At 75.3% G+C, this 24,977-nt stretch carries 21 protein-coding genes; 10 read left to right on the top strand and 11 right to left on the bottom strand.

What is annotated here, in order from left to right; genetic code table 11:
* Positions 1–50 precede the first annotated feature (50 nt).
* Both ACA514_RS02285 and ACA514_RS02280 read right to left on the bottom strand, forming a co-directional pair.
* A complete protein-coding gene (locus ACA514_RS02285) occupies positions 51–548 on the bottom strand; it encodes a DinB family protein (protein ID WP_375039269.1) in 498 nt (165 codons plus the stop codon).
* Between the two features lie 20 nt (positions 549–568).
* Positions 569–1,096: a pyridoxamine 5'-phosphate oxidase family protein gene (locus ACA514_RS02280; protein ID WP_375039268.1), complete on the bottom strand. Its 528-nt coding sequence runs from the start codon at positions 1,094–1,096 to the stop codon at positions 569–571.
* Between the two features lie 136 nt (positions 1,097–1,232).
* Here ACA514_RS02280 and ACA514_RS02275 point away from each other — a divergent pair, with 136 nt between their 5' ends.
* The gene (locus tag ACA514_RS02275; RefSeq protein ID WP_375039267.1) at positions 1,233–2,198 is read left to right on the top strand and encodes a zinc-binding dehydrogenase; all 966 of its coding nucleotides are present in this window, start codon (positions 1,233–1,235) and stop codon (positions 2,196–2,198) included.
* Between the two features lie 44 nt (positions 2,199–2,242).
* Here ACA514_RS02275 and ACA514_RS02270 read toward each other — a convergent pair whose 3' ends face one another.
* From ACA514_RS02270 to ACA514_RS02260, 3 genes are read right to left on the bottom strand one after another with little or no spacing between them, the layout of a single operon-like run.
* Complete coding sequence (locus tag ACA514_RS02270) at positions 2,243–3,151, bottom strand: acetamidase/formamidase family protein (RefSeq protein WP_375039266.1); 909 nt, start codon at positions 3,149–3,151, stop codon at positions 2,243–2,245.
* The gene (locus tag ACA514_RS02265) at positions 3,151–4,587 is read right to left on the bottom strand and encodes an APC family permease (protein WP_375039265.1); all 1,437 of its coding nucleotides are present in this window, start codon (positions 4,585–4,587) and stop codon (positions 3,151–3,153) included. Before ACA514_RS02265 ends, ACA514_RS02270 begins: the two co-directional genes overlap by 1 nt.
* Positions 4,588–4,605: 18 nt before the next feature.
* Positions 4,606–5,523 (bottom strand): proline iminopeptidase-family hydrolase, encoded by a 918-nt coding sequence (locus tag ACA514_RS02260; RefSeq protein ID WP_375039264.1) that lies wholly within the window; start codon positions 5,521–5,523, stop codon positions 4,606–4,608.
* 175 nt (positions 5,524–5,698) lie between these two features.
* On the opposite strand from ACA514_RS02260, the gene ACA514_RS02255 reads away from it, so the two are divergent.
* Entirely contained in the window at positions 5,699–6,430 is a 732-nt protein-coding gene (locus ACA514_RS02255; RefSeq protein ID WP_375039263.1) for a FadR/GntR family transcriptional regulator, read from the top strand.
* A 143-nt stretch (positions 6,431–6,573) separates the two neighbouring features.
* Positions 6,574–7,404 carry an aldo/keto reductase gene (locus ACA514_RS02250; RefSeq protein WP_375039262.1) on the top strand — a complete coding sequence of 277 codons (831 nt, stop codon included), beginning with the start codon at positions 6,574–6,576 and terminating at the stop codon, positions 7,402–7,404.
* Positions 7,405–7,448: 44 nt separating this feature from the next.
* On the opposite strand, the gene ACA514_RS02245 is transcribed toward ACA514_RS02250, so the two are convergent.
* Positions 7,449–8,510, bottom strand: coding sequence for a DUF2293 domain-containing protein (locus ACA514_RS02245; RefSeq protein WP_375039261.1), 1,062 nt, complete (start codon positions 8,508–8,510; stop codon positions 7,449–7,451).
* Positions 8,511–8,594: 84 nt separating this feature from the next.
* Here ACA514_RS02245 and ACA514_RS02240 point away from each other — a divergent pair, with 84 nt between their 5' ends.
* From ACA514_RS02240 to ACA514_RS02220, 5 genes are all read left to right on the top strand, one after another.
* Positions 8,595–8,807 carry a hypothetical protein gene (locus ACA514_RS02240; RefSeq protein ID WP_375039260.1) on the top strand — a complete coding sequence of 71 codons (213 nt, stop codon included), beginning with the start codon at positions 8,595–8,597 and terminating at the stop codon, positions 8,805–8,807.
* Positions 8,808–8,945: 138 nt separating this feature from the next.
* Positions 8,946–9,977, top strand: a complete 1,032-nt coding sequence (locus tag ACA514_RS02235; RefSeq protein WP_375039259.1) for a LacI family DNA-binding transcriptional regulator — start codon at positions 8,946–8,948, stop codon at positions 9,975–9,977.
* Positions 9,974–11,521, top strand: coding sequence for a sugar ABC transporter ATP-binding protein (locus ACA514_RS02230; protein WP_375039258.1), 1,548 nt, complete (start codon positions 9,974–9,976; stop codon positions 11,519–11,521). The genes ACA514_RS02235 and ACA514_RS02230 overlap by 4 nt, the downstream gene beginning before the upstream one ends.
* 61 nt (positions 11,522–11,582) lie before the next feature.
* Positions 11,583–13,523, top strand: a complete 1,941-nt coding sequence (locus tag ACA514_RS02225) for a substrate-binding domain-containing protein (protein ID WP_375039257.1) — start codon at positions 11,583–11,585, stop codon at positions 13,521–13,523.
* Between the two features lie 12 nt (positions 13,524–13,535).
* Complete coding sequence (locus ACA514_RS02220) at positions 13,536–14,447, top strand: ribokinase (protein WP_375039256.1); 912 nt, start codon at positions 13,536–13,538, stop codon at positions 14,445–14,447.
* A gap of 23 nt (positions 14,448–14,470) precedes the next feature.
* Here ACA514_RS02220 and ACA514_RS02215 read toward each other — a convergent pair whose 3' ends face one another.
* Positions 14,471–14,899, bottom strand: a complete 429-nt coding sequence (locus ACA514_RS02215) for a PH domain-containing protein (RefSeq protein ID WP_375039255.1) — start codon at positions 14,897–14,899, stop codon at positions 14,471–14,473.
* Positions 14,900–14,985: 86 nt separating this feature from the next.
* Here ACA514_RS02215 and ACA514_RS02210 point away from each other — a divergent pair, with 86 nt between their 5' ends.
* The gene (locus ACA514_RS02210; protein ID WP_375039254.1) at positions 14,986–15,915 is read left to right on the top strand and encodes a Ppx/GppA family phosphatase; all 930 of its coding nucleotides are present in this window, start codon (positions 14,986–14,988) and stop codon (positions 15,913–15,915) included.
* Positions 15,916–15,920: 5 nt separating this feature from the next.
* On the opposite strand, the gene ACA514_RS02205 is transcribed toward ACA514_RS02210, so the two are convergent.
* The 4 genes from ACA514_RS02205 to ACA514_RS02190 all read right to left on the bottom strand — a co-directional run bounded on the left by ACA514_RS02205 (position 15,921) and on the right by ACA514_RS02190 (position 23,775).
* Positions 15,921–18,041 carry a protein kinase gene (locus ACA514_RS02205; RefSeq protein ID WP_375039253.1) on the bottom strand — a complete coding sequence of 707 codons (2,121 nt, stop codon included), beginning with the start codon at positions 18,039–18,041 and terminating at the stop codon, positions 15,921–15,923.
* Positions 18,042–18,164: 123 nt separating this feature from the next.
* Positions 18,165–21,434 carry an error-prone DNA polymerase gene (locus tag ACA514_RS02200; protein ID WP_375039252.1) on the bottom strand — a complete coding sequence of 1,090 codons (3,270 nt, stop codon included), beginning with the start codon at positions 21,432–21,434 and terminating at the stop codon, positions 18,165–18,167.
* 11 nt (positions 21,435–21,445) lie between these two features.
* Positions 21,446–23,005 (bottom strand): DNA polymerase Y family protein, encoded by a 1,560-nt coding sequence (locus ACA514_RS02195; RefSeq protein WP_375039251.1) that lies wholly within the window; start codon positions 23,003–23,005, stop codon positions 21,446–21,448.
* Positions 23,002–23,775, bottom strand: a complete 774-nt coding sequence (locus ACA514_RS02190; protein ID WP_375039250.1) for a hypothetical protein — start codon at positions 23,773–23,775, stop codon at positions 23,002–23,004. Before ACA514_RS02190 ends, ACA514_RS02195 begins: the two co-directional genes overlap by 4 nt.
* A 159-nt stretch (positions 23,776–23,934) precedes the next feature.
* On the opposite strand from ACA514_RS02190, the gene mtnA reads away from it, so the two are divergent.
* A complete protein-coding gene (gene mtnA / locus ACA514_RS02185) occupies positions 23,935–24,966 on the top strand; it encodes an S-methyl-5-thioribose-1-phosphate isomerase (protein ID WP_375039249.1) in 1,032 nt (343 codons plus the stop codon).
* Positions 24,967–24,977: the final 11 nt, after the last annotated feature.

Below are 24,977 nucleotides of genomic sequence, written 5' to 3'. Positions count from 1 at the left end.
ACGGGCCCGCCGCCTCGGCGGTAGCGGCGGCCGATCGGTTCCCGGCGCGGTCAGCGGCCGGTGGCGCCGTCCAGTTGTTCGCGGAGGATGTCGGCGTGGCCGGCGTGCCGGGCGGTCTCCTCGATCATGTGCACCAGGAGCCAGCGCATGGACGGCGGCGGCGTTTCGCGCAGCGATCGGGCGCCCGGACGGTCGAGGTCCGGGCAGGCGGCGGCGATCGCGTCCGAGCGGTCGGCGGCCGCGCGGTAGCCGGCGACGATGTCCGCGGCCGTCTCGCCGGGCAGCGGCGGCTCGTCGTCGTCCAGCGGGAGTGCGTCGGCGCCCTCGTAAGCCCACACGAACCAGTTCAGCTCCGTGCGGGTGAGGTGCTTGATCAGGCCCAGCAGGCTCGTGCCCGACGGGACGCCGGGCGTGCGCGCCGCCTCGTCCGGCACGCCGGCCGCCTTGGCCACCACGGCGTCGCGCAGGTAGCGCAGGAACGTCAGCAGGGTCGTCCGCTCGTCGGCGTTCAGGCTCGGTGGGCGCAGGTCCCCGCGCGGTTCGTTCATCGCACCACCGTAGGGCGGCGTCACACCGTGAAGGTCCAGCGGGTGGCGGCGTACGGCTCGACGAACGCCACGCCGATCGCGGCGTGGACGGTGAAGCGGAACACGTGCCACGGCGGCGGGCCGGCGCTCTGCGCGCTGTACGGCGCGGTGAACGCGTCGCCGTCGACCTGGGCGGGCCAGCCGCCCTCGCGGTAGGCGGCCGCGACCGGCTCGAGCACGGCCGGGTCGGTGACCCGGGCCGCCTCGCCTTCGAGGATCAGGTCCAGGCCCTCCAGCCGGGCCGACAGCGTGCAGGCCGGGTTCTCCGCGAGGTTGCGGGACTTGCGCGTGCCGGGCCCGCTGGTGAAGTACAGGTCGCCGTCGTGCCACAGCGCGCCGATGCCCGCCGAGTGGGGCCGGCCGTCCGGGCGGACGGTGCCGAGGAAGGCGGGCGTCTCCATCCGCGGCAGGCCCTTGGCCAGCGCCGTCCGCGCCCGCTCCCAGGGCATGGGGCCGCCGCTGTCGTAGATGTCGAGGTCGCTGACGTCGATGGGTTCGCGGTCGGTCATCGCTGTTCACCTCTCGTCTCGTGGGTCCTCGGGAGATATGACCGGCCGGGCGCCGGGAACTCATCGGCGGCCGCCGGTTTGACCTCGAGTCCGGTTGAGGTGTGAGTGTTGCGGGGGAGCGAAGGGGAGAGTGCCGATGAAGGTCGTGCGCGTGACGCGGTTCGGAGACCCGGACGTCCTGGTGGCGGGGGAGGCGCCGGAGCCGGCCGCCGGTCCGGGGCAGGTGGTCGTCGCGGTGGCGGTCGCCGAGATCAATTTCGTGGAGACCCAGTTGCGGCGGGGGATCACCCCCGGGCCTCCGCTGCCGGAGCCGCCCTACGTGCCGGGCGGCGGGGTGGCCGGGCGGGTGGCCGCGATCGGGGACGGCGTCGGGCCCGAATGGCTGGGCAGGCGGGTCACCACCGGGACGGCGGGCCACCTGGGCGGCAACGCCGAGCTGGCCGTCGCGGACGTGGACGGCCTCGTTCCGGTGCCGGACGGCCTCGGCCTGCCCGAGGCGGCGGCGCTGCTGAACGACGGCGGGACGGCGCTGGGCCTGATCGAGGGCGCGGGGGTCCGCGCGGGCGACCGGGTGCTGGTCGAGGCCGCGGCGGGCGGCCTGGGGAGCCTGCTCGTGCAGCTGGCGCTGTCGGCGGGGGCCCGGGTCGTCGGCGCCGCGCGGGGCGAGGCGAAGCTCGCGCTGGTCCGGGAGCTGGGCGCGGAGGCCGTCGACTACTCGGCGCCGGGCTGGGCGAAGCGGGTGCTGGACGCCACGGGCGGGGTCGACGTGGTGTTCGACGGCGTGGGCGGCGAGATCGGCCGCGCGGCGTTCGGCGCGACGGCCCGGGGCGGGCGGTTCTCCGTGCACGGGGCGTCGGGCGGCGCGGCGACGGTGATCCCGCCGGAGGAGGCGGCGGGGCGCGGCGTGACGGTGATCGGGATCGAGCAGCTCATGGGGTTCGGGGACGGGGCGAAGGAGCGGGCGCGGCGGGCGTTGGAGGCGGCCGCGGCGGGCCGGATCCGCCCGGTCATCGGGCAGCGGCTGCCGCTGGAGCGCGCCGCGGACGCGCACGCGGCGATGGAGGCCCGGTCGGTGGTCGGGAAGACGCTGCTCATCGTGTGAGGCCGGCCCGGCCCGGCCGCGCCGCCGCGGCCGGGCCGTCCCGGTCAGGGCAGCAGGGACAGCTCCAGGTGGGCGGAGACGATCCAGTTCGGCGCGTCCACGACCTCGGAGATCTTCAGGTCGGCGGCGACGCTCGCCAGCAGGTAGGCGTCCACCGGGGCCATGCCGGTGCGGGCGGCGACCTCCGCGACGAGGGCGCGGGCGGCGTCCCGGGACGCCTGCATGAGGTCGGGGCCGATGCCGGTGGTGACCAGGGCGGCGCCGGTGCGCCGGGTGCGCGGGTCCGTCTCGATGATCGGGGTGGACGGGGCGGCGCCGCGGCGGACGTCCACCCGGAGCCGGACGGTCGCGTCGGTCTCGACGCCGGTGCCGCAGACCTCGCCGTCGCCCATCGCGGCGTGCGCGTCGCCGAGGGACAGCAGCGCGCCGTCCACGCCGACGGGCAGGACGAGCCGGGCGCCGGGGCCGATGTGCCGGACGTCCATGTTGCCGCCCCAGCGGCGCGGCGGGACGATCGAGTGCGCGCCGGGCTCGGGCGGCGCGACGCCGATCGTGCCGATCATCGGGACGACCGGGACGGACAGCCCGGGCAGCAGCTCGGCGGCCCCGTCCGCGATCGTGGAGATGCGCAGGTGGGCGTCCGGGAAGTCGTCGGCGAGCAGGCCGAAGCCGGGGATGCAGGCCGTCCAGCCCCAGTCGCCGACCGACATGTCGAGGAAGTCGACCACCAGGGCGTCGCCGGGTGCGGCGCCCTCGACCAGGAACGGGCCGGTGACGGGGTTGACGCGGCCGAAGTCGAGCGCGGCGACCTCGGCGGTGCCGGAGCCGGGGCCGAGCTGGCCGCCGCTCGCGTCCGCCGTCTCGACGGTGAGCTCGGCGCCGGGGGCGATCGCCGCGATCGGCTCGATCGCGTTGTCCCACGCGTTGTGCACGCTCGTGCGGCGGATGTGCATCAGTCCTCCAGCTTCAGGTCGGTGCCGCGGCCGGAGCGCCGGTAGAACAGCAGCACCAGCGCCCCGAGGACGAGCCAGCAGATCCCGCCGATCTTCGCCCGGGAGTCGGCGTTCCAGAGCACCGAGCCTATGATCACGAAGCCGACCGCGGGGGCCAGGATGTGCAGGCCCCAGCGGGTGCTCCGGTTGCGCAGCTTGAAGTGCACGAAGACGGCGACGTGCAGGAGCAGGAACGAGAACAGCGCGCCGAAGTTGACCAGCGACGACAGCACGTCGATCTGCCCGGTGAAGAACAGGCCGAGCACGAGCGAGATCACGGCGACGAACAGGATCGCGCGCTCGGGCGTCTTGCGCGTCGGGTGGATGCGGGCGAGGAACGCGGGCAGCTTGCGGTCGCGCGCCATGCTGAACAGCAGCCGGGACGTGGCGGCCTGCGCGACCAGCGAGTTGGCGATGCCGGTCGCGAGCGCCGCGGCGACCGCGACGGTGACCTTCAGCCAGTGCCCGCCGGCGATCTGCGCGATGTCGTAGAACGCGGAGTTGGTCGCGTCGTCGCCGGCGAACTCGGTCTTGCCCGGGACGAGCAGCGCCGCCACCCACGTCTGCACCACGAACAGGACCGCGACCAGGCACAGCGCCACGACGGTGGCGCGGCCGACGATCTTGCGGCCGGTGTCGCGGACCTCCTCCGAGAGGGTGGAGATCCCGTCGAAGCCGAGGAAGCTCAGCACCGCGATCGACAGCGCCCCGAAGATCAGGCCCGGGGTCAGCAGGTCGGGCTTCAGCAGCGGGTCGAAGGAGAAGTGCGCGCCGTTCTTCCCCTGCGCCACGGCGGCCAGGCCGAACCCGACGAACAGCGCGAGCACCACCAGCTCGCCGAACAGGAACAGCCGGTTCAGCCGCGCCGTCGACTCGATGCCCAGGAAGTTGATCAGCGTGTTGACCACGACGAACACGATCACCCACGCCCATTGCGGGACGGCCGGCAGCAGCGAGTTCAGCGCCGCCGCGCTCATCACGTACAGCAGCGTCGGGACGAGCAGGTAGTCCAGCAGGATCGCCCAGCCGGCCAGGAAGCCGACCTTGTCGTTGATGCCGCGCCCCGCGTAGGCGTACACGGACCCGGCGATCGGGAACGCCCGCGACATCTCCCGGTAGCTGAGCGCGGTGAACAGCATCGCGACCAGGCCGATGACGTAGGTGAGCGCGACCATGCCCTTGGAGCCGTTGAACACGACGCCGAAGATGGTGAACGGCGCGATCGGCACCATGAACACCAGGCCGTAGATCACCAGGTCGGCCAGGCTGAGCGAGCGCTTGAGCTCCTGGTCGTAGCCGAAGGCCTTCAGCGTGCCCTCGGCCGACTCGGCGGCGGGGGACGCGGCGGGTCCGGGCGAGGCGCCGGAGGGCGCGGGGTTGGGGCCGGCGGTCGTCATCACGCGCCTTTCCGGGGGTCAGAGGGTGGGGTCGTGGGCGTCGAGGAACGCGCCGACGGCGGACATGCACGCCTCACGCTCCTCGACGTGCGGCATGTGGCTGGAGTCCTCGAAGATCTTCCAGCGGGCGCCGGGGACGCGGTCGGCGTAGGGGCGGACGGCTTCGGGCGTCGCCTCGTCGTGCCGGCCGGAGATGACCAGGGTGGGGACGGCGATCCGGTCGAGCCGGTCCACGATCGTCCAGTCCCGCAGGGTACCGACGACGTGGAACTCGCTCGGCCCGTTCATCGTGTGGTAGACGGTCGGGTCGGCGTCGATGGCGGCGAACGTGCGGGCCACCTCGTCGGGCCAGGGGATCCGGCAGACGTGCCGGTCGTAGAAGACCCGCATGGCCTCGGCGTACTCGCCGGAGCCGGTGGTGCCCGCGGCCTCGTGCTCGCGGAGCGTCGCCTCGACGCCGGCGGGCAGCGCGGCGCGCAGTTCCGCGGCGCCCTCCAGCCACAGCGGCATCGACGCGGGCGAGTTCGCGATCACCAGGGAGCGCAGGCCGGCGGGCCGCCGCACCGCGTGCTCGGCGCCGAGCATCCCGCCCCACGACTGGCCGAGCAGGTGGTAGCCGCCGGCGATGCCGAGGTGGGCGAGCAGGTTGTCCAGCTCGTCCAGGAAGAGGCCGACGGTCCAGAAGTCCGCGCCGGCGTCCGGCAGGTGGGTGGAGCGGCCGTTGCCGAGCTGGTCGTAGTGGATCACCTGGCGGCCGGTCGCGGCGGCGAGGTCGGCGAACGCCAGCACGTAGTCGTGGGTGCAGCCGGGGCCGCCGTGCAGCACGACGAGCGGCGCCCTGGACGGGCGGGCCGGGCCGGGCGGGCCGGTGACGCGGTACCAGGTGCGGTGGCCGCGGAAGGGGGCGTGGCCCTCGGCGGTCGCCGGTGCGATCACGCATACCTCCGGTGAGCTGGGAGGATCCCGCCCGGGCGGGGTGCCGGGCGGGGGACGGACGCGGCGGGGCCCGCGGCCGGATGCGAGACTATGCGGTTAAAGGTCTAATTTCTAGACCTTTGTGGGAAGTTATGGTTTCGGGCACAGGGCGGCGGAACCGGGGGGACGGCGGAGCATGGAGCACGATGCGCTCGGGCCGCTGCGTCCCGCGACCACCGGCGAGCAGGTGGCGCACCGGCTGGCGACGGCGATCGCGCTCGGCGAGTTCAGCCTCGGCGACCGGCTGCCCAGCGAGCGCGACCTGGCCGCGCTGCTGCGGGTCAGCCGGGAGAGCGTGCGGGCGGCGCTGCGCCGGCTCGCCGCCTCGGGGCTGGTCGAGGTCCGCCGCGGCCGGGGCGGCGGCGCCTTCGTCCGCGCCGAGTGGGGCGAGGCCAGCGAGGGCGCGGTGCGCAGCGCGCTGCTGGAGCGCTGGACGGAGTTCGAGGAGCTGTTCGACTACCGGCGGCTCGTCGAGAGCCTGATCGCCCGCACCGCCGCCGAGCGCGCCGACGCCGCCGACCACGCGGCCATCGCCGCCGCCCTCGACGGGTTCGACGGCGCCGCGACGCCCGGCGAGGCCCGCGACCACGACGTCCGGCTGCACGCGGCGGTCGCCCGCGCCACGCACAACGCGCGGCTGGCCGGGCTGCACGAGCGGCTGCTGTCGGAGGTCAGCCTCGGGGTGTCCGCCGAGCCGTACACCTGGGCGATCTACGAGGAGGCCAAGCCGCACCACCACGCGCTCGCCGAGGCGATCGCGCGCGGCGACGGCGAGGCGGCCGCGCGCATCGCCGGCCGCCATTTCGCGATCACCGAGGACGCGCTGCGCCGGCTCGCCGAACGGGTCCGCCCGCCCGCCGCGCCGTGAGCCCGTGAGCCCGCGCGCCCGCCGGCGTGCCGGTGGGAGCCGCGTCACAGGTTCGGTCCCGGATCTGGCGGGCACGGCACTCCTGGCACGGCGGATTCCGGGACCGGCGGATTCCGGGCACGCAGCATCGAAGGGGGAGGACCATGACCGTACCGGACGTCAGGCTCAACGACGGGGCCATGATGCCGCAGCTCGGCTACGGGGTGTTCCAGGTGTCCGACGAGGAGGCGGAGCACGCCGTGGAGGTGGCGCTGCGCGACGGCTACCGCAGCGTGGACACCGCCAGCGCCTACGGCAACGAGGAGGGCACGGGACGCGCGCTGCGCGCCTCGGGGCTGCCGCGCGAGGAGCTGTTCATCACCACGAAGCTGTGGAACGGCGACCAGGGCTACGACGAGACGCTCCGGGCGTTCGACGCCAGCATGCGCCGCCTCGGCCTGGACTACCTCGACCTCTACCTGATCCACTGGCCGCTGCCCGAGCGCGGCCTGTTCCTGGACACCTGGCGGGCGTTCGAGAAGCTGAAGGCCGACGGCCGGATCCGCTCGATCGGCGTCTCCAACTTCCGGATCGACGATCTGCGCCGCGTCATGGACGAGTCCGACACGGTTCCCGCGGTGAACCAGATCGAGCTGCACCCCTACTTCCAGCAGGACGGGCTGCGCGCCTTCCACCAGGAGAACGGCATCCACACCGAGGCGTGGGCGCCGCTCGGCCAGGGCCAGGGGCTGCTGGACGACCCGGCGCTCGCCCGCGTCGCGCAGGCGCACGGCCGGACCCCGGCGCAGGTCGTGCTGCGCTGGCACCTGCAGGTCGGCAACGTGGTGATCCCGAAGTCGGTGACGCCGACGCGGATCGCCGAGAACATCGACGTGTTCGGCTTCGACCTGAGCCCGGACGACATGAAGGCGATCGGCGAGCTGGACAAGGGCACCCGGGTCGGCCCCGACCCCGCCACCTTCAACATGGCCTGAGCCCGGCGGCCGGGGCTCTGCGGCCGGAACGCCGGAGGCGGCGGTCAGGGGCGGCGGCGCCAGGCGGTGAGGGCCGCGTCCACGTCGGCGCGGATGCGGTCGCGGGCCGCGCGGCGCGGCACCCCCGACATCAGCAGCGCGTCGTAGCCGGTGTCCAGGTGCCGGATCGAGGCGATGACGGCGAGAGTGACGGCGTTCTCGTCGAGGTCGCGGCCCGCCGCCGTGCGGCCGACCCGTCCGCTGCCGCGCAGCCCGGCGTGCCGGGCGATCTCCTCGGCGCGGCCTTCGGGGCAGCCGGGGAACAGCCGGACGATCTCGGCGGCCATCCGGGACTGGAAGTCGGCGTCCTGCCCGGCGCGGCGCTCCCGGTCGCGGTCCCGGCGCCGGGCGCGCGCGTCCTCGTCGGCGAGGCACTGCTCCTCGGCCCGCTCCAGGGCCGCCTCCTCGACCAGGACCCCGCGCCGCTCGTAGCGCTTGCGGCGCCGGTTGTGCTGGACGACGACCGCCGACAGCCCGCTCTCCTTCTTCGCGCGGCGGCTGAGCGCGGCGTTCCCGGACGGCAGGAACACCAGGTGGCCGAGGTCGGCGCAGTCCAGGCACAGCGGCGCGCCGTCCTCGATGATCTGCAGGTCGCCGGGGGCGTGGCAGCCGCCGCACCTCCACTCGCCCGGCGGCATCAGGACGGTGATGTCGGGCGCCTTGGCCTGCCGGGCGGCGAGGCGCTCGCGCTGCGCGGGCGTCAGGTCGGGGGACAGCCAGTGCGTGCGGTGGTCGCGTTCGGCGGCGGCGCTCCCGGCGGCGGTGAAGCGCAGCTCCCGGTGGTCGCGGGTGGCGGCCGGGTAGGGGGTCTCGGCGGGTTCCAGGCCGTTCGCCCGGGCCCAGGCGCGCAGGGCGCCCAGCGCGGCGGCGATCCTGTCGGGGCGGACCGTCATCGCGGCGTGCAGGTGGTCGTGCCGGCCCTGCCGCCATTCGTCCACGGTCGCCGTCCGGAGCCAGCCGAGCCGGACGAAGACGTCCACGGGGGCCACGGCCCGGGACCTCTTCAGCAGTTCGCCGGCGGCCTCCGACACCCGGCGCGCCAGCCGGGACTCCTGCACCTCGCTCACGGCGCACCACGGTATCGGCTCCGTCGGACAGCCAGCCCTGACCTGCGTCGATCACGAAAAGTGATGCGGCGTAGCGTTCCGTGCATGGGGGATGATCAGGGGAGCTGGACGGGGCCGGGCGGGCTGCGGGTGACGGCGGTGCGGCTGTCGGGTGCGCACCGGGTGTGGGCCGACCGCGCCGGCGTGCACGGCCGGGACGCGTTCCTGGTGACCAGGGACGGCGCGATCGTCGGCTACTACGCCACCGTGGAGGACCTGGCGGGCGTGCTGGACCTGGCCGAGCTGCGCGCCGACTGAGCCGCGCCGTCCGCGCGGAGTACGGGGCCGGCGGAACATTTCGGACGTTCACCGCTTGCGGGAATGCGGCGCGTCGTGTAATCGTTTACAAAGTCATCGTGTAAACGATTACACGATCATCTGCGAGGAGGTGGGCCCGTGGCCGGGGTCAAGGACGTCGCGCGGCTCGCCGGCGTCTCCGTCGCGACCGTCTCGCGCGTCCTCAACGACAGCGCGCCGGTCACCGAGGCGACGCGGGCCCGCGTCCTGGCGGCGGTGGACGAGCTGGGCTACCGGCCGAACGCCGTCGCCCGCTCGCTGCGCACCGACACCACCCGCACGATCGGGCTGGTCATCGGCGACATCCTCAACCCGTTCTTCACCGAGCTGGCCCGCGCCATCGAGGACGAGGCGCGCTCCGCCGGGTACTCGGTCGTCATCGGCAACGCCGACGAGCGGCCCGAACGCCAGGACCACTACGTCCGGACCCTCCTGGAGCAGCGGGTCGACGGCCTGCTGCTGTGCCCCACGGCGGAGATCACGCCGCTGGTCCGCGACGTCGCCTCCGGCGGCGTCCCGCTGGTGTTCCTCGACCGCACCCTGCCCGGCCTGGACGTGCCGACGGTGCGCGCCGACGGCACCGCCGCGATCGGCGCGCTGGTATCGCACCTGGCGGGCCTCGGGCACCGGCGGGTCGCGTTCGTGTCCGGGCCCGCGCTGCTGTCGACCGGCCGCGAGCGGACCGCGGCGTTCACGGCGGCGCTGCGCGCCGCCGGGCTGCCGGTCCGCCCCGAGTACCTGGAGGCCGGCGACTTCCAGGCGGCCAGCGGGCGGGCCGCCGCCGCCCGGCTGCTGGACCTGCCCGCGCCGCCCGAGGTGATCGTCGCGGGCGACAACCTCATGACGCTCGGCGCGCTGGACGAGATCCGCGCCCGCGGCCTGGCGGTCCCCGGGGACGTGGGGATCGCCTCCTACGACGACGTCCCGTGGTTCACCCATGTGGACCCGCCGGTCACCGCGATCGGCCAGCCGGTCCAGGAGCTCGGCCGGCGCGCGGTGCGCGCGCTGCTGGAGCGGATCGGGGGCCGGCCGGTGGAGCCGGTCGTGCTCGACGCGCGGCTGGTCGTCCGGCGCTCCTGCGGCGAACCCGGGGCGGAAGGCAACGAGAGTGAAGGGAGTGGCCGCCCATGAACCTGCCTGCCGACGAGCGGCCGGACCGGGGGGAGATCCTCCGGGTGCGCGGGCTGCGCAAGGCGTTCCCGGGCGTGCTCGCGCTCGACGGCGTCGACTTCGGCCTGCGGCCCGGCGAGGTGCACGTGCTCCTCGGCGAGAACGGGGCCGGGAAGAGCACGCTGATCAAGACGCTGTCCGGCGCGCACCGCCCCGACGCCGGAACCATAGAAGTAGATCGCCGCGAGGTGCGGATCCGCACGGCGCAGGACGCCGAGCGGCTCGGCATCGCGACCATCTACCAGGAGTTCAACCTCGTCCCGGAGCTGACGGTCGCGGAGAACCTGTTCCTCGGCCGGCCGCCGCGCCGGTTCGGGCTGGTGGACCGCGGGGCGATGAACGCCGCCGCGCGGGACCTGCTCGCGCGGGTCGGCGTCGAGGCCGCCCCGGACGACCGGATGGCGGGCCTCGGCATCGCGCGCAGCCAGATGGTGGAGATCGCCAAGGCGCTGAGCCTGGACGCCCGCGTGCTGATCATGGACGAGCCGACCGCGGTGCTGACCGCCGGCGAGGTCGACCGGCTGTTCGGGATCGTCGCGCGGCTCCGCGAGCAGGGCGTCGCGGTCGTCTTCATCACCCACCACCTGGAGGAGATCCCGCGGATCGGCGACCGGGTGACGGTGCTGCGCGACGGCCGGTCGGTCGCCGAGGTCCCGGCGGACACGCCCCGCGACGAGCTGGTCCGGCTGATGGTGGGCCGCTCCATCGACCAGCAGTACCCGCGCGAGCGCACCGAGGCCGGCCCGCCGCTGCTCCAGGTGAAGGGGCTGACCCGCGACGGCGTGTTCGAGGACGTGTCGTTCGAGGTCCGCGCGGGCGAGGTGGTCGGGCTCGCCGGGCTGGTCGGCGCCGGCCGCACCGAGGTCGCCCGCGCGATCTTCGGCGCGGACCGGCCGGACCGCGGCGAGGTGATCGTGGACGGCCGGCCGCTGCCGCCCGGCGACGTCCACGCGGCGATGGAGGCCGGGGTCGGGCTCGTCCCCGAGGACCGCAAGGGCCAGGGACTGGTGCTCGGCGCCGACGTCCAGGAGAACCTCGGCCTCGTCACGCTCGGCCGGTTCAGCCGCGGCGGCCTCGTCGACCGGGCCGGGCAGCGCCGGGACGCCGGCGAGATCGCCGGGCGGCTGAACGTGCGGATGAGCGGGCTGCGGCAGGAGGTCCGCACCCTGTCGGGCGGCAACCAGCAGAAGGTCGTGATCGGCAAGTGGCTGCTCGCCGACGCGAAGGTGCTGGTGCTGGACGAGCCGACGCGCGGCATCGACGTCGGCGCGAAGGTCGAGATCTACGAGCTGATCAACACCCTCACCGCCTCCGGGCACGCGGTGCTCATGATCTCCAGCGACCTGCCCGAGGTGCTGGGGATGAGCGACCGGGTGCTGGTGATGGCGCGGGGCCGGCTGGCCGGCGAACTGCCGGCGGCCGAGGCGACGCAGGACGCGGTGATGGCGCTGGCCGTCGCCGGTCCGGGCAGTGCGAAGGGCGAGGAGAACGACGATGTCCACTAAGTCCGACGGAGTCGGCCCGGGGGGCGTGGGGGGTCGTCCCCCCTCGGGCGACACTGAGACGTTGCGCAAGCGGCCGCAGGGGCCGCGGTCCGGCGGCGCGGCCCGGGTCGCGGGCCGGCTGCTGGGCGAGAACGGCGCGCTGGCCGGGCTGGTCATCCTGGTGATCGCGCTGGCGATCGCGTCCGGTGACTTCCTGACCGTCACCAACCTGCTGAACGTCGGGGTGCAGGCGGCGGTCACCGCGATCCTGGCGTTCGGCGTCACGTTCGTCATCGTCACCGCCGGGATCGACCTGTCGGTCGGCGCGGTCGCCGCGCTGTCGGCGGTGGTGCTGGCGTGGACGGCGACGCAGCACGGCCTGCCGTGGCCGGTCGCGCTGATCGCCGCGATCCTGGTCGGCGTCGTCGCCGGCCTGGTCAACGGGGCGCTGATCACCTACGGGAAGCTGCCGCCGTTCATCGCGACGCTGGCGATGCTCGGCGTCGCCCGCGGCCTCGCGCTGGTGATCTCCGACGGCAGCCCGATCGCGTTCCCCGGCTCCGTCACCCACCTCGGCGACACGATCGGGAAGTACCTGCCCGTCCCGGTCATCGTGATGATCGTGATGGGGCTGCTGACCGCGCTGATCCTGGCCCGCACCTACAGCGGCCGCGCGATGTACGCGATCGGCGGCAACGAGGAGGCGGCCCGGCTGTCGGGCATCCGGGTGAACCGGCAGAAGCTCGTCACCTACGCGCTGTCCGGCGCGTTCGCGGCCGTCGCCGGGATCGTGCTGGCGTCCCGGCTGGCCTCGGCGCAGCCGCAGGCCGCCAACGGCTACGAGCTGGACGCGATCGCCGCCGTCGTCATCGGCGGGGCGAGCCTGTCCGGCGGCAAGGGAAGGGCGTTCGGCACCCTGGTCGGCGCGCTGATCCTCGCGGTGCTGCGCAACGGCCTGAACCTGCTGTCGGTGTCGGCGTTCTGGCAGCAGGTCGTCATCGGCGTCGTGATCGCGGCGGCGGTCCTGCTGGACACCGTCCGGCGGCGCGGCCTGAAGGTCCGCCCGGCGACGTTCTGGGCGGGCGGCGCCGCGGTCGTCGCGGTCATCGTCGCGCTCGCCGCGGTCGTCGCCACCACCGGCGACGACGACTCCAAGTCCGGCGGCGCGGCCGGCGGCGGCTCGGTCAGGATCGGGCTGTCGGTGTCCACGCTGAACAACCCGTTCTTCGTCCAGTTCCGCCAGGGCGCACAGGACGAGGCGAAGAAGGTCGGCGTGAAGCTGACCGTCGGGGACGCGCAGAACGACGCGTCCCAGCAGGTCAACCAGGTGCAGAACTACACCGGCCAGGGGATGAGGGCGATCATCGTCAACCCGGTCGACTCCGACGCCGCGGCGCCCGCGGTGAAGGCCGCCAACCGGGCCGGCATCCCCGTCGTCGCGGCCGACCGCACCGTCAACGGCGCGAAGATCGAGCAGCTCGTCGCGTCCGACAACATCGCGGGCGGCAAGGACGCCGCCGCGCAGATGGCGAAGGAGCTCGGCGGCAAGGGCAAGATCGTGGTGATCCAGGGGCAGGCCGGGACCTCGGCCTCCCGCGAGCGCGGGCAGGGCTTCACCGAGGGCCTCAAGCAGTACCCCGGCATCCAGGTGGTCGCCAAGCAGCCCGCCGACTTCGACCGGACCAAGGGCCTGGACGTCATGACGAACCTGCTCCAGTCGCATCCCGACGTCAACGGGGTGTTCGCCGAGAACGACGAGATGGCGCTCGGCGCGATCAAGGCGCTCGGCGGCAGGGCCGGCAAGCAGGTCAAGGTGGTCGCCTTCGACGGCACGCCGGACGGCATCAAGGCCGTCCAGGCCGGCACGCTCAACGCGACGGTCGCCCAGCAGCCCCGGCTGCTCGGCAAAATGGCCGTCGACAGCGCGCTCAAGGCCGCCAAGGGCGGCGAGCTGGTCGCCAACGCCCCGGTGCCGGTGAAGATCGCCACGCCGGAGAACGCCGCCCAGTTCGCCACGCAGTAGAAGGGGAGTGCCGTGCCCGATCAGTACGACGTCGTCGTGGTCGGCTCCGTCAACGCGGACCTGGTGGTCGGCGTCGACCGGAGGCCCGGCCCGGGGGAGACCGTCCTCGGCTCCGACCTCGCCACCCATCCGGGCGGCAAGGGCGCCAACCAGGCGGTCGCCGCGGCCCGGCTCGGCGGCCGGGTGGGGATCGTCGGCCGGATCGGCGACGACGGGCACGGCGCGCTGCTGCGCGACGCGCTCGCCGGCGCCGGCGTCGACCGGGCGCACCTCGCGGTCACGCCGGGCCCGAGCGGCGTCGCGCTGATCACGGTCGGCCCGGACGGCGACAACAGCATCATCGTCTCGCCCGGCGCCAACGCCCGGCTCACCCCGGACGACGTCGCCGCCGCCCGCGACATGATCGCCGCGGCGTCGGTGGTGACGTTCCAGCTCGAGGTGCCGATGCCCGCGATCGAGGCCGCCGCCCGGGCGGCGGCCTCGGCGGGCGCCCGCGTCGTGCTGAACCTGTCGCCGACCGCGCCCGTCCCGGACGAGGTCCTCGCGCTCTGCGACCCCCTCGTGGTCAACGAGCACGAGGCCGCCTGGCTGCTCGGCGGCCCCGGCGAACCCGCCGAGCAGGACCCGGACCAGATGGCGGCGGCGCTCCTGCGCTCCGGCCCCCGCTCCGCCGTCATCACCCTCGGCGCCGACGGCGCCGTCGTCGCCGACGCGGACGGCACGACGCCGATCCCGTCGCCGAAGGTGGAGGCCGTCGACACCACCGGCGCGGGCGACGCGTTCACCGCCGCCCTCTGCCTGCGCCTCGCCCGCGGCGACTCCCTGCCCGACGCGGCCCGCTACGCCACCCGCGTCGGCGCCGCCGCCGTCCGCAGACCCGGCGCCCAGACGTCCTACCCCACCCCCGAAGACCTTCCCGCCTGACCGCGGTCCGGCCGCCCAGCGCCTCAGCGGGTGGTTCGGGCGCGCAGGTGGTAGAGGTCGTCGGCGACGTCGTGGACGTCCGTGCCGAGGTCGAAGGCGCTGAACAGGTGCAGGTCGTCGGCGGTCTCGATCTCCAGCATCCGGGTGTGCAGCAGCATCCGGCGCCGCTCGTCCACGCGGATCGCGGTCACCGCGTCCCACGGCAGGCGGCGGTGCCCCGCGTACCCGGTGACGATGGTGACGCCCTCGCGGTCGGCGGCCACCCGGACGGGCGCCACCAGGTCGCGGAGCGCGACGACCGCCAGGCCGAGCGCCGCGGCGCCCGCCAGCAGCAGCCGCTGCGAGTCGCCGCCGCTCAGGGCGGCCAGCGCCCCGACCGCGACCGCCGCCGCGCACTTGACCGCGACGACCTTGGGCGGCACCCGCCAGCGCCGTCCCTCGTGCCCGTCCATGGGCCCCACCGTAGCGGTACGGGTGCTGTGTCCCGTTGAGGCTGGTCTGGCGATCCGGCCAGGCGGGCGTCCGATAGCGTCGGGGCATGCGACTCGGCGTGCTGGACGTGGGCTCGAACACGGTGCACCTGCTGGTGGTGGACGCCCACCAGGGAGCGCGCCCGATCCCCGCGTTCTCCCACAAGGCGGAGCTGCGCCTGGCCGCGCACCTGGAGGACGGCGAACGGCTGTCGAAGCGGGGCGAGGGCCTGCTGCGCGAGTTCGTCGACGAGGCGCTGCAGATCGCCGAGGACAAGGGCGTCGAGGACCTGGTCGCGTTCGCCACCTCCGCGGTCCGCGACGCCGCCAACGGCGAGGAGATCCTCGACCGGATCCGGGGCGAGAAGCAGGTGGGCATCGACGCGCTGTCGGGCGAGGACGAGGCGCGGCTGACGTTCCTGGCGGTGCGCCGCTGGTTCGGCTGGTCGTCCGGGCGGCTGCTGGTGGTCGACATCGGCGGCGGCTCCCTGGAGATCGCGGCCGGCATCGACGAGGAGCCGGACGCGGCGTTCTCGCTGCCGCTCGGCGCGGGCCGGCTCACCCGGGGCTGGTTCACCGCCGACCCGCCGCCCGCCGGGGAGGTCCGCGCGCTGCGCCGGCACGTCCGCGCGGAGATCGCCCGGCACGTCGGGGACGTGTCCCGGTACGGGCCCGCCGACCACGCGGTGGCGACGTCCAAGACGTTCCGGCAGCTCGCCCGCATCGCGGGCGCCGCGCCGTCGGCCGAGGGACCGTACCAGCGGCGCGTCCTGCAGGACGCCGACGTCACCGAGTGGGCCGAGAAGCTCGCCCAGATGACCTCCGCCGAACGCGCCGAGCTGCCCGGGGTGTCGGAGTCGCGCGCGCCCCAGCTGCTCGCCGGGGCGATCGTCGCGGACGCGGCGATGGACCTGTTCGAGCTGAAGGAGCTCGAGGTCTGCCCCTGGGCGCTCCGCGAGGGCGTCATCCTGCGCCGTCTGGACGCCCTCGGCGGCTGACCGGCCTAGGACCAGCTCGGGTGGCCGAGGACCTTGCCGGGCGGGGTGACGACGCGGTCGCCGGTGCCGTCGGCGCGGACGGCGTGGATCTCCGGGGTGCCGACCGGGCCGCGCACGTAGCAGATCCAGCGGCCGTCGCGGGACCAGCCCGGGTCCATGTCGTGCGCGTCGCCGGAGGTCAGGGCGTGCCCGCCGGAGCCGTCGGCGTTCATCACCCAGATGCCGCTCGCGGCGGAGGGGCCGCGCGTGTAGGCGATCTTCGAGCCGTCCGGCGACCATTCGGGGTCGACGGAGCGGACGCCGTCGCGGGTCACCCGCACCCAGGGCTTGGCCGGGTGGTCGGGGTCGAGGGTGTAGATCTGCTCGGCGCCGTCCTTCCTGCTCCAGAAGACGATCCGGCCGGTGGACGACCACATCGGGTCGTCCTTGGCGGAGTCGTCGCCGGTCAGCCGGGTGACGGTGCCGTTCGCGAGGGTGACGGTGTAGATCTGGCGGGTGCCGCCGGAGCCGCCCATGTAGGCCAGGCGGGTGCCGTCGGGCGACCAGGTCACCCGGCCGCCGGCGATGTCGGCGACCTTGTGGCGGCCGCTGCCGTCGGCGTTCACGACCTGGGCGGAGGTGGCCCCGTCGACCGACCGGCTGAACGCGATGTACTTGTGGTCCGGTGACCGCTCCGGGAGCGTGTCGCAGGCCGGCCCGCCGACGAGCGTGGCGGGCGCGGCGTCGCCGGGCTTGTAGGTGCCGATGTCGGCGTGGCATTCCTTCGGCCATCCGGGCTCGGTGTCGATCCGCACGAGCATCGGGCCGGTCGGGAAGCCGGTGGCGGCCTTCGCGGTGGAGCCGGTGTCGGCCTTGCCGCCGTTGTCGTCCGGGCGGGTGAGGAAGTAGGCGCCGGCCGCCGCGATCGCGGCGACGACGAGGACCGCGGCGCCCGCCGCGAGGGCCGTCCTGCGCCGGTCGGGCGGTTGCTGAGGCACCGTGACGGGATGCGGGGCGATCTCGTGGGACGGCATCGTCCCCTGGTTCGGGGCCTGCCGGTGCCGTTCGGCCACGGGCATGGGGGCCGGCGGCGGCAGTTCGTTCGCGGGTGCGGTCCGCTGATGCGGCTGCGGCTGCGGCTGTGGCTGCGGCTGGGGCCGGGGCGGTGGCGGGGCCGGGACCTGGGCCCGGGCCTGGGGCTGGGCCTGCGCGGCGCCGGGGTCGCGGGACGTGACGTCCGGGCGGGGGATCGGCGGGGTCGTCCACGACGCGCCGAGGGTGTGCGACACGTCGGCCTCGCCGGCGCCGCCGACCAGGCCGAGCAGCAGGTCGCGGGCGCCCGGCCGCTGCTCGGGGTCCTTGAGCAGCGCGGACCGCACCAGCCGGGACAGCGGCTCCGGCAGGGAGCCCAGCTCCGGTTCGGCGTGCACGGCGCGCGCCGCCATGAGCTCGAAGGAGCCCTGCCCGAACGGGTTGCGGCCGGTCGCGGCGAAGGCGACGAGGCAGCTCCAGGCGAACACGTCCACCGCCGGGGTGATGTTCTGCGTGGTGATCTGCTCGGGCGCGAACCAGCCGGGGGTGCCGACGACCTGCCCGGTGCGGGTGTGCGAGGACGCCGCGTCCAGGGCCCGCGCGATGCCGAAGTCGATCACGCGGGGGCCGGAGATGGACAGCAGCACGTTGCTGGGCTTGAGGTCGCGGTGCACCAGGCCCGCGCTGTGGATCGCGACCAGCGCGGCGGCGACGCCGACCGCGACGCCGTGCAGCATCCCCGGCGACAGCGGCCCGATGGCCGTGACGTGGTCGAGCAGCGACGGCCCCTCGATGTACTCGGTGACCAGGTAGGCGAGGCCGAGGTCCTCGCCGTGCTCCAGCACCTGCGCGGTGCAGAACGACGCGACGCGTTCGGCGTGCGCGGCCTCGTCGTGGAACCGGGCGAGGAACATCCGGTTGCCGGCGAGGTCCGGGCGGACGACCTTGACCGCGACGACCTGCCCGCCGGGGTCGCGGCCGAGGTAGACCGCGCCCATCCCGCCCTCGCCGATCCTTGCCTCGATCCGGTACCGCCCGACCTGCGTCGGGTCGTCCGGCCGCAGTTCGCTCGGCGCGGGCGCGGCGGACCGCGGATGCGACCGTGGGCTCTCCATCGGCGATCAGCCTTTCGCCGGAGCCGCGCCTTGGCGGCCGCCCACACGGCGGCACGCGACCCTCTCCGTCTCAACGATGACACACATCGGACGCGCCGGGCAGTGCCCGGGTTCGGCCGCCGGTCAGTGGAAGTTCCGGGCGCGGACCTTGCCGGGGACGGGGAGGCGGCGCAGCCGGGTGGCGCGGACGTTGGTGACGCCGTCGGCGCGTTCGAGGCGGCCGCCGACCAGCAGCGCCTGGGAGTCGACGGCGAGGCCCCGGTGCCGCTGGAACACCTGCGGCGGGCAGACGACGTTGATGATGCCGGTCTCGTCCTCCAGCGTCATGAACACGATGCCGCCGGCGGTCGGCGGGCGCTGCCGGTGGGTGACGAGGCCGGCGACGACGACGTTGGTGTCGGACGGCGTCTTCGCGAGGCGTTCGGACGACAGGGCGCCGAGTTCGTCCAGCGCATCGCGGACGTGCGCGACGGGGTGGGTGTGGGAGACGCCGGTCGCCCACAGGTCGGCGAGGGTCTCCTCGATCGGCGTCATCGGCGGCAGCGCGGGGGCGGACGCGCCGGGCGTGACGCCTTCGAGCTGCCCGGGGCCGGTGCCGGCGAGCGCGCCCGCCGCCCACAGCGCCTCGCGCCGCGTCATGCCGAGGCGGTCGAAGGCCCCGGCGGTCGCGAGCGCCTCCAGGGCCGCCGCCGACAGCGGGACGCGCCGGGCCAGGTCCTCCATGCTCGTGTAGGGGCGTCCCGCCGCGATCAGCTCGGCGGTGTCGTCGCCGAGGTTGCGGATGCCGGCGAGGCCGACGCGGATCGCGGGCTGCGGCGCGGCGGGCGCGTGCGGGTGGTCCGACGTCACCTCGATGGGCTCTTCCAGCGTCGGGTGGACGTCGCTGGCGTTGATGTCGACGCCCCGGACCACGACGCCGTGCCGCCGCGCGTCCGCCAGCAGCGACTGCGAGCTGTAGAAGCCCATCGGCTGGTTGCGGACGAGCGCCGCCGTGAACGCGGCGGGGAAGTGCCGCTTCAGCCAGGCGCTCGCGTACACCAGGTGCGCGAAGCTCTGCGCGTGCGACTCGGGGAACCCGAACCCGGTGAACCCGAGGATCTTCTCGTAGACGCTCTCGGCGATCTCGGCCGGGATGCCGCGCTCGGCCATCCCGTCCAGCAGCCGGCGCCGGAGCCGTTCGACGCGTTCGGGCGCGCGTTTGGCGCCCATCGCCTGCCGCAGTTGGTCGGCCTCGTTCGGGGTGAACCCCGCGCAGTCGACGGCGAGCTGCATCATCTGCTCCTGGAACAGCGGGACGCCGAGCGTCCGCCGCAGCGCCGGCTCCATCAGCGGATGCGGGCACGTCGCCGGTTCGAGGCCCTTGCGGCGCCGCAGGTACGGGTGGACGGACCCGCCTTGGATCGGGCCGGGGCGGATCAGCGCGACCTCCACCACCAGGTCGTAGAACTCGCGCGGCCTCAGCCGGGGCAGCGTGGCCATCTGCGCGCGCGACTCGACCTGGAACACCCCGACGGTGTCGGCGTCGCAGAGCATCTCGTACACCTCGGGGTCCTCCGGCGGGATGGACTGGAGGTCGTGCCGCTGCCCGTGGTGCTCGGCGACGAGGTCGAAGCAGTCGTGCAGGGCGGCGAGCATGCCGAGGCCGAGCAGGTCGAACTTCACCAGGCCGGCCGCCGCGCAGTCGTCCTTGTCCCATTGCAGGACGCTGCGGTCCGGCATCGCCGCCCACTCGATCGGGCAGATCTCGCCGACGGGGCGGTCCGCGATGACCATGCCGCCGGAGTGGATGCCGAGGTGCCGGGGCAGCGCCAGCATCCGCCCGGCCAGCTCCATGACGTGCGGCGGGATGTCGGTCTCGGACCCGACCGGGTCGCGCGGGTCGATGCCCTTGGACCAGGCGTCCTGCTGGCCGGGGGAGAAGCCGAGCGCGCGCGCCGCGTCCCGGACGGCCATGCGCGGCCGGTAGCTGATGACGTTCGCGACCTGCGCCGTGCACTCGCGCCCGTACTTGCGGTAGACGTACTGGATGGCCTCCTCGCGGCGCTTGTGCTCGATGTCGAGGTCGATGTCGGGCGGTCCGTCGCGTCCGGGGGACAGGAACCGCTCGAACAGCAGCCCGTGCCGGACGGCGTCGACGCCGGTGATGCCGAGCGCGTAGCAGACCGCCGAGTTCGCCGCCGACCCGCGCCCCTGGCACAGGATCCCCTTGCTCCGGCAGAACTCGACGATGTCGTGGACGATCAGGAAGTAGCCCGGGAACTTGAGCTGCTCGATGACGTCGAGCTCCTTGGCGATCTGCGCGTACGCGCCCGACACCCTCTCGTTGTCCGGCGGCCCGTACCGCTTGAGCGCGCCCTCCTTCACCAGGTGCCGCAGCCAGCTCGCCTCGGTGTGGCCGTCCCCGACGGGCCAGTCGGGCAGCCGGGGCGCGACCACGTCGAACCCGAACCGGCATTCGCGTCCCAGTTCCGCCGTGCGTTCGAGCACGCCGGGGAAGCGCGCGAGCCGCGCGGCCATCTCCGCGCCGCTGCGCAGGTGCGCGGTGCCGCTCGCGGGCAGCCACCCCACCATGTCGTCCATGCTGCGCCGCGCCCGCACCGCCGCCATCGCCTGCGCGAGCCGCGCGTCGGCGCCCGGTGCCGCGAAATGCACGTTGTTGGACGCGACGGCGCCCGCCCCGACCCGTGCGGCCAGCTCGAACAGCGCGTCGTTGCGTTCGTCGTCGTCGGGCTGGTCGTGGTCGACCAGCTCCACGAAGACGTTCTCGCGGCCGAACATCCCGATCATCCGGCGCAGCTCACGCTCGGCCGCGTCCGGGCCGCCGGACTCCAGCGCCGCCGGAACCGGCCCCTTCCGGCACCCGGTCAGCACCGCCCACTGCCCGTCGTGCGCCTCCGCCAGCGCCTCCAGGTCGTAGACCGGGCGGCCCTTGCGCCCGCCCGCGAGCTGCGCCGCCGTGATCGCCGAGCACAGCCGCGCGTAGCCCTGCGCGCCCCGGGCGAGCACCAGCAGATGCCGGCCCGCCGGGTCCGGCTCCCCGGTCTGCGGGCCGGGCAGCCCGAGGCTCAGCTCCGCGCCGAACACCGTCCCGATGCCCGACTCGTGCGCTGCCTGCGCGAACTGGACCGCCCCGTACATGCCGTCGTGGTCGGTGACCGCCATCGTCTCCACGCCGAGCCGCGCCGCCTCGGCGACCAGCGCGTCCGGGGAGCTGGCCCCGTCCAGGAAGCTGAACGACGAGTGGACGTGCAGCTCCGCCCACGGCACCCCGCCCTCCGCGCGGCGCGGCGGGCCCGGCTCCTCCGGCGCCTCCTGCGGCGCGTGCTCGGCGGGACGCCACGACAGCTTCTCCTCGAACTCCCGCCACGAGATCGGCGGGTTATGCCACCCCACGGTGCACCCGCCTAGTCATAGGTCGCCTCCACGCGCCATCGCCGGCCCTCGACGGTCAGCAGGTAGGCGGCGCCGTCCTCGGTGACGACCTGGAACCGGGCGCGGCGCCGCGCCTTCGCCGGGTCCCACCACCGCTCGTCCGCCGGCCACGGGCCCGTCCACGCCGTGACCGCCGCCGGACGGCCCGCGAGCACCAGCGCGGCCGGCGGCGCCGACACCGCGCACCGCGCCGACACCACCACCGGTTCCCCGGACGCGTCGACCAGCTCGGCCTCCGGCGCCGCGGGCGGCACCACGGCGGGCGCGGGCGCCCTCAGCCGGCCCGGCCACGGCCCGTCCGGCAGGCCCGCCGGCGGCAGGTCCCCGACCGGCACCCGGACGATCTGCTCGCCCGGACCGCGTCCGCCCGCCGGCACCGGCCGGGTGATCGCGCCGTGGCCGAGCAGCCCCTGGATCCGGTCGGCGGCCCGCGCGATGCGGTCGGTGACGGCCGTCCGCCCCCACAGCGCCTCCTGCCGGCCCCCGTCCGGGACGAGCTGGTCGGGCGCCAGCTCCAGCCACGTCACGCCGCCCCACACGGCCTCCTCTTCGGCGGGCGCCTCGATGCCCTCGGGGTCGGTGCCCGCCGCCGGGCGCCCGTCCCGCCAGGCCGACAGCTGCCAGCGCACCCGCTCGGCGACGGCCAGCGCCGACAGCCGCCCGTCGTGCCGCCACAGCCGCCGCAGGACGTGCCCGTCGGCGAACCCGGCCTCGACCTCCAGCCGCACGCACGCCAGCCCGCCCGCCGCGAGCCCCTCGTGCAGCTCGTCCGCCAGCCGCTTCGCGGTGAACACCACCTGCTCGGCCTGCGCGGCGGGCGGATCGAACGCCGCGCGCACCGACAGGTCCGCCGCCGCGCGGACCGGCGCGATCGGGCGCGGCTCCTCGCCCCGCGCCAGCCGGTGCGCCAGCGCCCCGTCCGCCCCGAACCGCCCCGCGACGTGCCCGGACGGCAGGTCCGCGAACGCGCCCAGCGTCTTGATCCCGAGCCGCCGGAGCAGGTCGGCCAGCTCCGGGCGGTCCAGCACCGACAGCGGGTACGGCGCCAGGAACGCCGCCGCGGCGCCCTCGGGCACCACCGTGCCGCCCTGCCCGGCGCGCGCGGCCAGCTCGGCGGCGAACAGCCCGTCCGCGATCCCGGATCCGCAGTCGTACCCGGCCTCCACCACCGTGTCCTGCACCAGGACCCGCAGCGCCTCCTCGCCGCCGTAGAACCGGGCCGGACCGCGCGCCGCGATCGCGCACAGCCCCGGCCGCACCACCTCGACTTTCGGCGCCAGCTCCGCGACCGCCTCGACGACCGTCTCGAACAACCGCCCTTCCGCGTCGGTGTCGCGTTCCCGTACGACCAGGTCGGGGCATCGCCGCTGCGCGTCCCGCAGCCGCTGCCCGCGCCGGACGCCTTCGGCCCGCGCCGCCGCCGAACACGCCGCTATCCGCCCCTGCACCACCACGGCCCCCGCCGCGGCGGCCTCCACCCCGACGGCCGTCACGGGCCAGTCCGGGCACCACACGGCCAGCACCCGCGTCACGCGATCCCCTCCCTGATGCGGACCACGGCCGCCTCGCCCTCGCGGCGGGTGTGGACGGCGGCGCCGTCCTTCACCGCGGGCGGCGGGACGATCTCCAGCGGCGGCCGCACCGGGGCGGCGGGCCGGACGGTGCCGTCGGCGGCGGGCAGCCACAGGTGGGCGCGGCGGCCCCGGCCGGGGGCGTCGCGGCCCTCGGCGACCACCTGGACGCGCCGGCCGCGCAGGCGCCCGTGGCCGTCGCCGATCCCCTCCCACGCGATCTCGTCCAGCCGCAGCCGCAGCCGGGTGCCCGGCCAGTCGCGGGCGAACGGCCCGGACAGCGCGAGCACGCCGCCGTGCTTGCGGGCGAGGGCCGACAGCCGGCGGACGGCGGCGGCGCCGGGCCGCTCCGGCGGGCACAGCAGCACCAGCTCGACCGCCTCGGCCAGCGCGGCGACCACGTCGGGCCAGCGGTCGCCGGGCTCGTCGACCAGCAGCAGCCGTTCGGGCTCGGCGCCCATCCCCGCGGCGGCGGCGACGCCGAACGACGGGACGCCGACGATCCCGCACCAGCCGCCGGAGCCGTCCTCGCCGCCGTGCCGGGAGACGCCCGCGACGAGCGCGAGGGCGAGCGAGGCGGCGCCGGGCCCGTCCAGCCCGACCACCGAGCCGGGGCGCAGCCCGCCGGGGACCACCGGGCGCAGCGCGGGCAGCACCGGGAGCGCGCGGGCGGGCGGCGCGGACGCGTGCTCCAGCGACCTCGCCAGGTCCCGCAGCGCCGCCTCCGGCACGGTCGTCCCTCCTTTCGCGCCCCCGCGTCCAATCTCGAACAAGAGTTCGACCCGTGTCAAGTTACCGCAGGTCACGGTATAGATGTCCGGGACGGCCCGGGGCGGCGAAAAGCCTTGCCGGGTACGGCTTCGCGGCGCCCGGCGGGCAGAATGGGCGTTATGACGGACGACGTGCGGACGGTGGAATGGGCCGGGGACGGGCTGCGGCTGCTGGATCAGACCGTGCTGCCCGGGCGCGTCGAGCACGTCGTGGTGCGCGACGCCGACGCCCTCGTGGACGCGATCCGGCGGCTGGTGGTGCGCGGCGCGCCCGCGCTCGGCGTGGCCGGCGCGTTCGGCGTCGCGATCGCGATGCTCCAGGCCGAGCGCGAGGGCTGGGACGACGCGGCGCGCGACGCGGCGATCGCCCGGATTCGGGAGGCGCGGCCCACCGCGGTGAACCTCGCCGCCGGCGTCGACCGGGCCGTCCGGCTCGCCGGCAAGGGGGTGGACGCCGTCGTGGCCGAGGCGCAGGCGGTGCTGGACGAGGACGTGCGGGGCAACCGGGCGATCGGCGCGTTCGGCGCGGACTGGATCACCGCCCGCACGCCCGACCGCCCGCTGCGGATCCTCACCCACTGCAACGCCGGCGCCCTCGCGACCGCCGGATGGGGGACGGCCCTCGGCGTCGTCCGCGAACTGCACGACCGGGGCCGGGTGGAGAAGGTCTACGCCGACGAGACGCGCCCGCTGCTCCAGGGCGCGCGGCTCACGGCCTGGGAGCTGGTCCGGGCCGGGATCCCCTGCCTGGTGCAGGCGGACGGCGCCGCGCCGAGCACCGTCCTGCGCGGCCTGGTGGACGTCGCGGTCATCGGCGCCGACCGGATCGCCGCCAACGGCGACACCGCCAACAAGATCGGTTCGGTCGGCGTGGCGCTGGCGTGCGCGGCGGCGGGCGTCCCGCTGGTGGTCGCCGCGCCCTGGAGCACCGTGGACCTCGCGCTCGCGTCCGGCGACCTGATCCCGATCGAGGAACGCGACCCCGGCGAGGTGCTGGCCTGGGGCGGGACGCCGACGGCGCCCGACGGTGCCGGCGGGTTCAACCCCGCGTTCGACGTCACCCCGGCCCGCCTGGTGACCGCGCTGGTCACCGAGACCGGCGTCCTGGAGGTGGCGAGGGGCGAGACGCCCGGCCGGGCCGCGCGGACCTGACGCCCGCGCGG

Source organism: Actinomadura sp. NTSP31 (assembly GCF_041951385.1).
GTDB classification, from domain to species: domain Bacteria; phylum Actinomycetota; class Actinomycetes; order Streptosporangiales; family Streptosporangiaceae; genus Spirillospora; species Spirillospora napierensis.
This window is presented reverse-complemented; position numbering and strand designations above follow the sequence as displayed.

Bases quoted from the DNA above. Each gene is read 5' to 3' on its own strand.
- ACA514_RS02285 (WP_375039269.1), bottom strand. From the start codon at position 548: ATGAACGAACCGCGCGGGGACCTGCGCCCACCGAGCCTGAACGCCGAC.
- ACA514_RS02280 (WP_375039268.1), bottom strand. From the start codon at position 1,096: ATGACCGACCGCGAACCCATCGACGTCAGCGACCTCGACATCTACGAC.
- ACA514_RS02275 (WP_375039267.1), top strand. From the start codon at position 1,233: ATGAAGGTCGTGCGCGTGACGCGGTTCGGAGACCCGGACGTCCTGGTG.
- ACA514_RS02270 (WP_375039266.1), bottom strand. From the start codon at position 3,151: ATGCACATCCGCCGCACGAGCGTGCACAACGCGTGGGACAACGCGATC.
- ACA514_RS02265 (WP_375039265.1), bottom strand. From the start codon at position 4,587: ATGACGACCGCCGGCCCCAACCCCGCGCCCTCCGGCGCCTCGCCCGGA.
- ACA514_RS02255 (WP_375039263.1), top strand. From the start codon at position 5,699: ATGGAGCACGATGCGCTCGGGCCGCTGCGTCCCGCGACCACCGGCGAG.
- ACA514_RS02250 (WP_375039262.1), top strand. From the start codon at position 6,574: ATGACCGTACCGGACGTCAGGCTCAACGACGGGGCCATGATGCCGCAG.
- ACA514_RS02240 (WP_375039260.1), top strand. From the start codon at position 8,595: ATGGGGGATGATCAGGGGAGCTGGACGGGGCCGGGCGGGCTGCGGGTG.
- ACA514_RS02230 (WP_375039258.1), top strand. From the start codon at position 9,974: ATGAACCTGCCTGCCGACGAGCGGCCGGACCGGGGGGAGATCCTCCGG.
- ACA514_RS02215 (WP_375039255.1), bottom strand. From the start codon at position 14,899: ATGGACGGGCACGAGGGACGGCGCTGGCGGGTGCCGCCCAAGGTCGTC.
- ACA514_RS02210 (WP_375039254.1), top strand. From the start codon at position 14,986: ATGCGACTCGGCGTGCTGGACGTGGGCTCGAACACGGTGCACCTGCTG.
- ACA514_RS02205 (WP_375039253.1), bottom strand. From the start codon at position 18,041: ATGGAGAGCCCACGGTCGCATCCGCGGTCCGCCGCGCCCGCGCCGAGC.
- mtnA (WP_375039249.1), top strand. From the start codon at position 23,935: ATGACGGACGACGTGCGGACGGTGGAATGGGCCGGGGACGGGCTGCGG.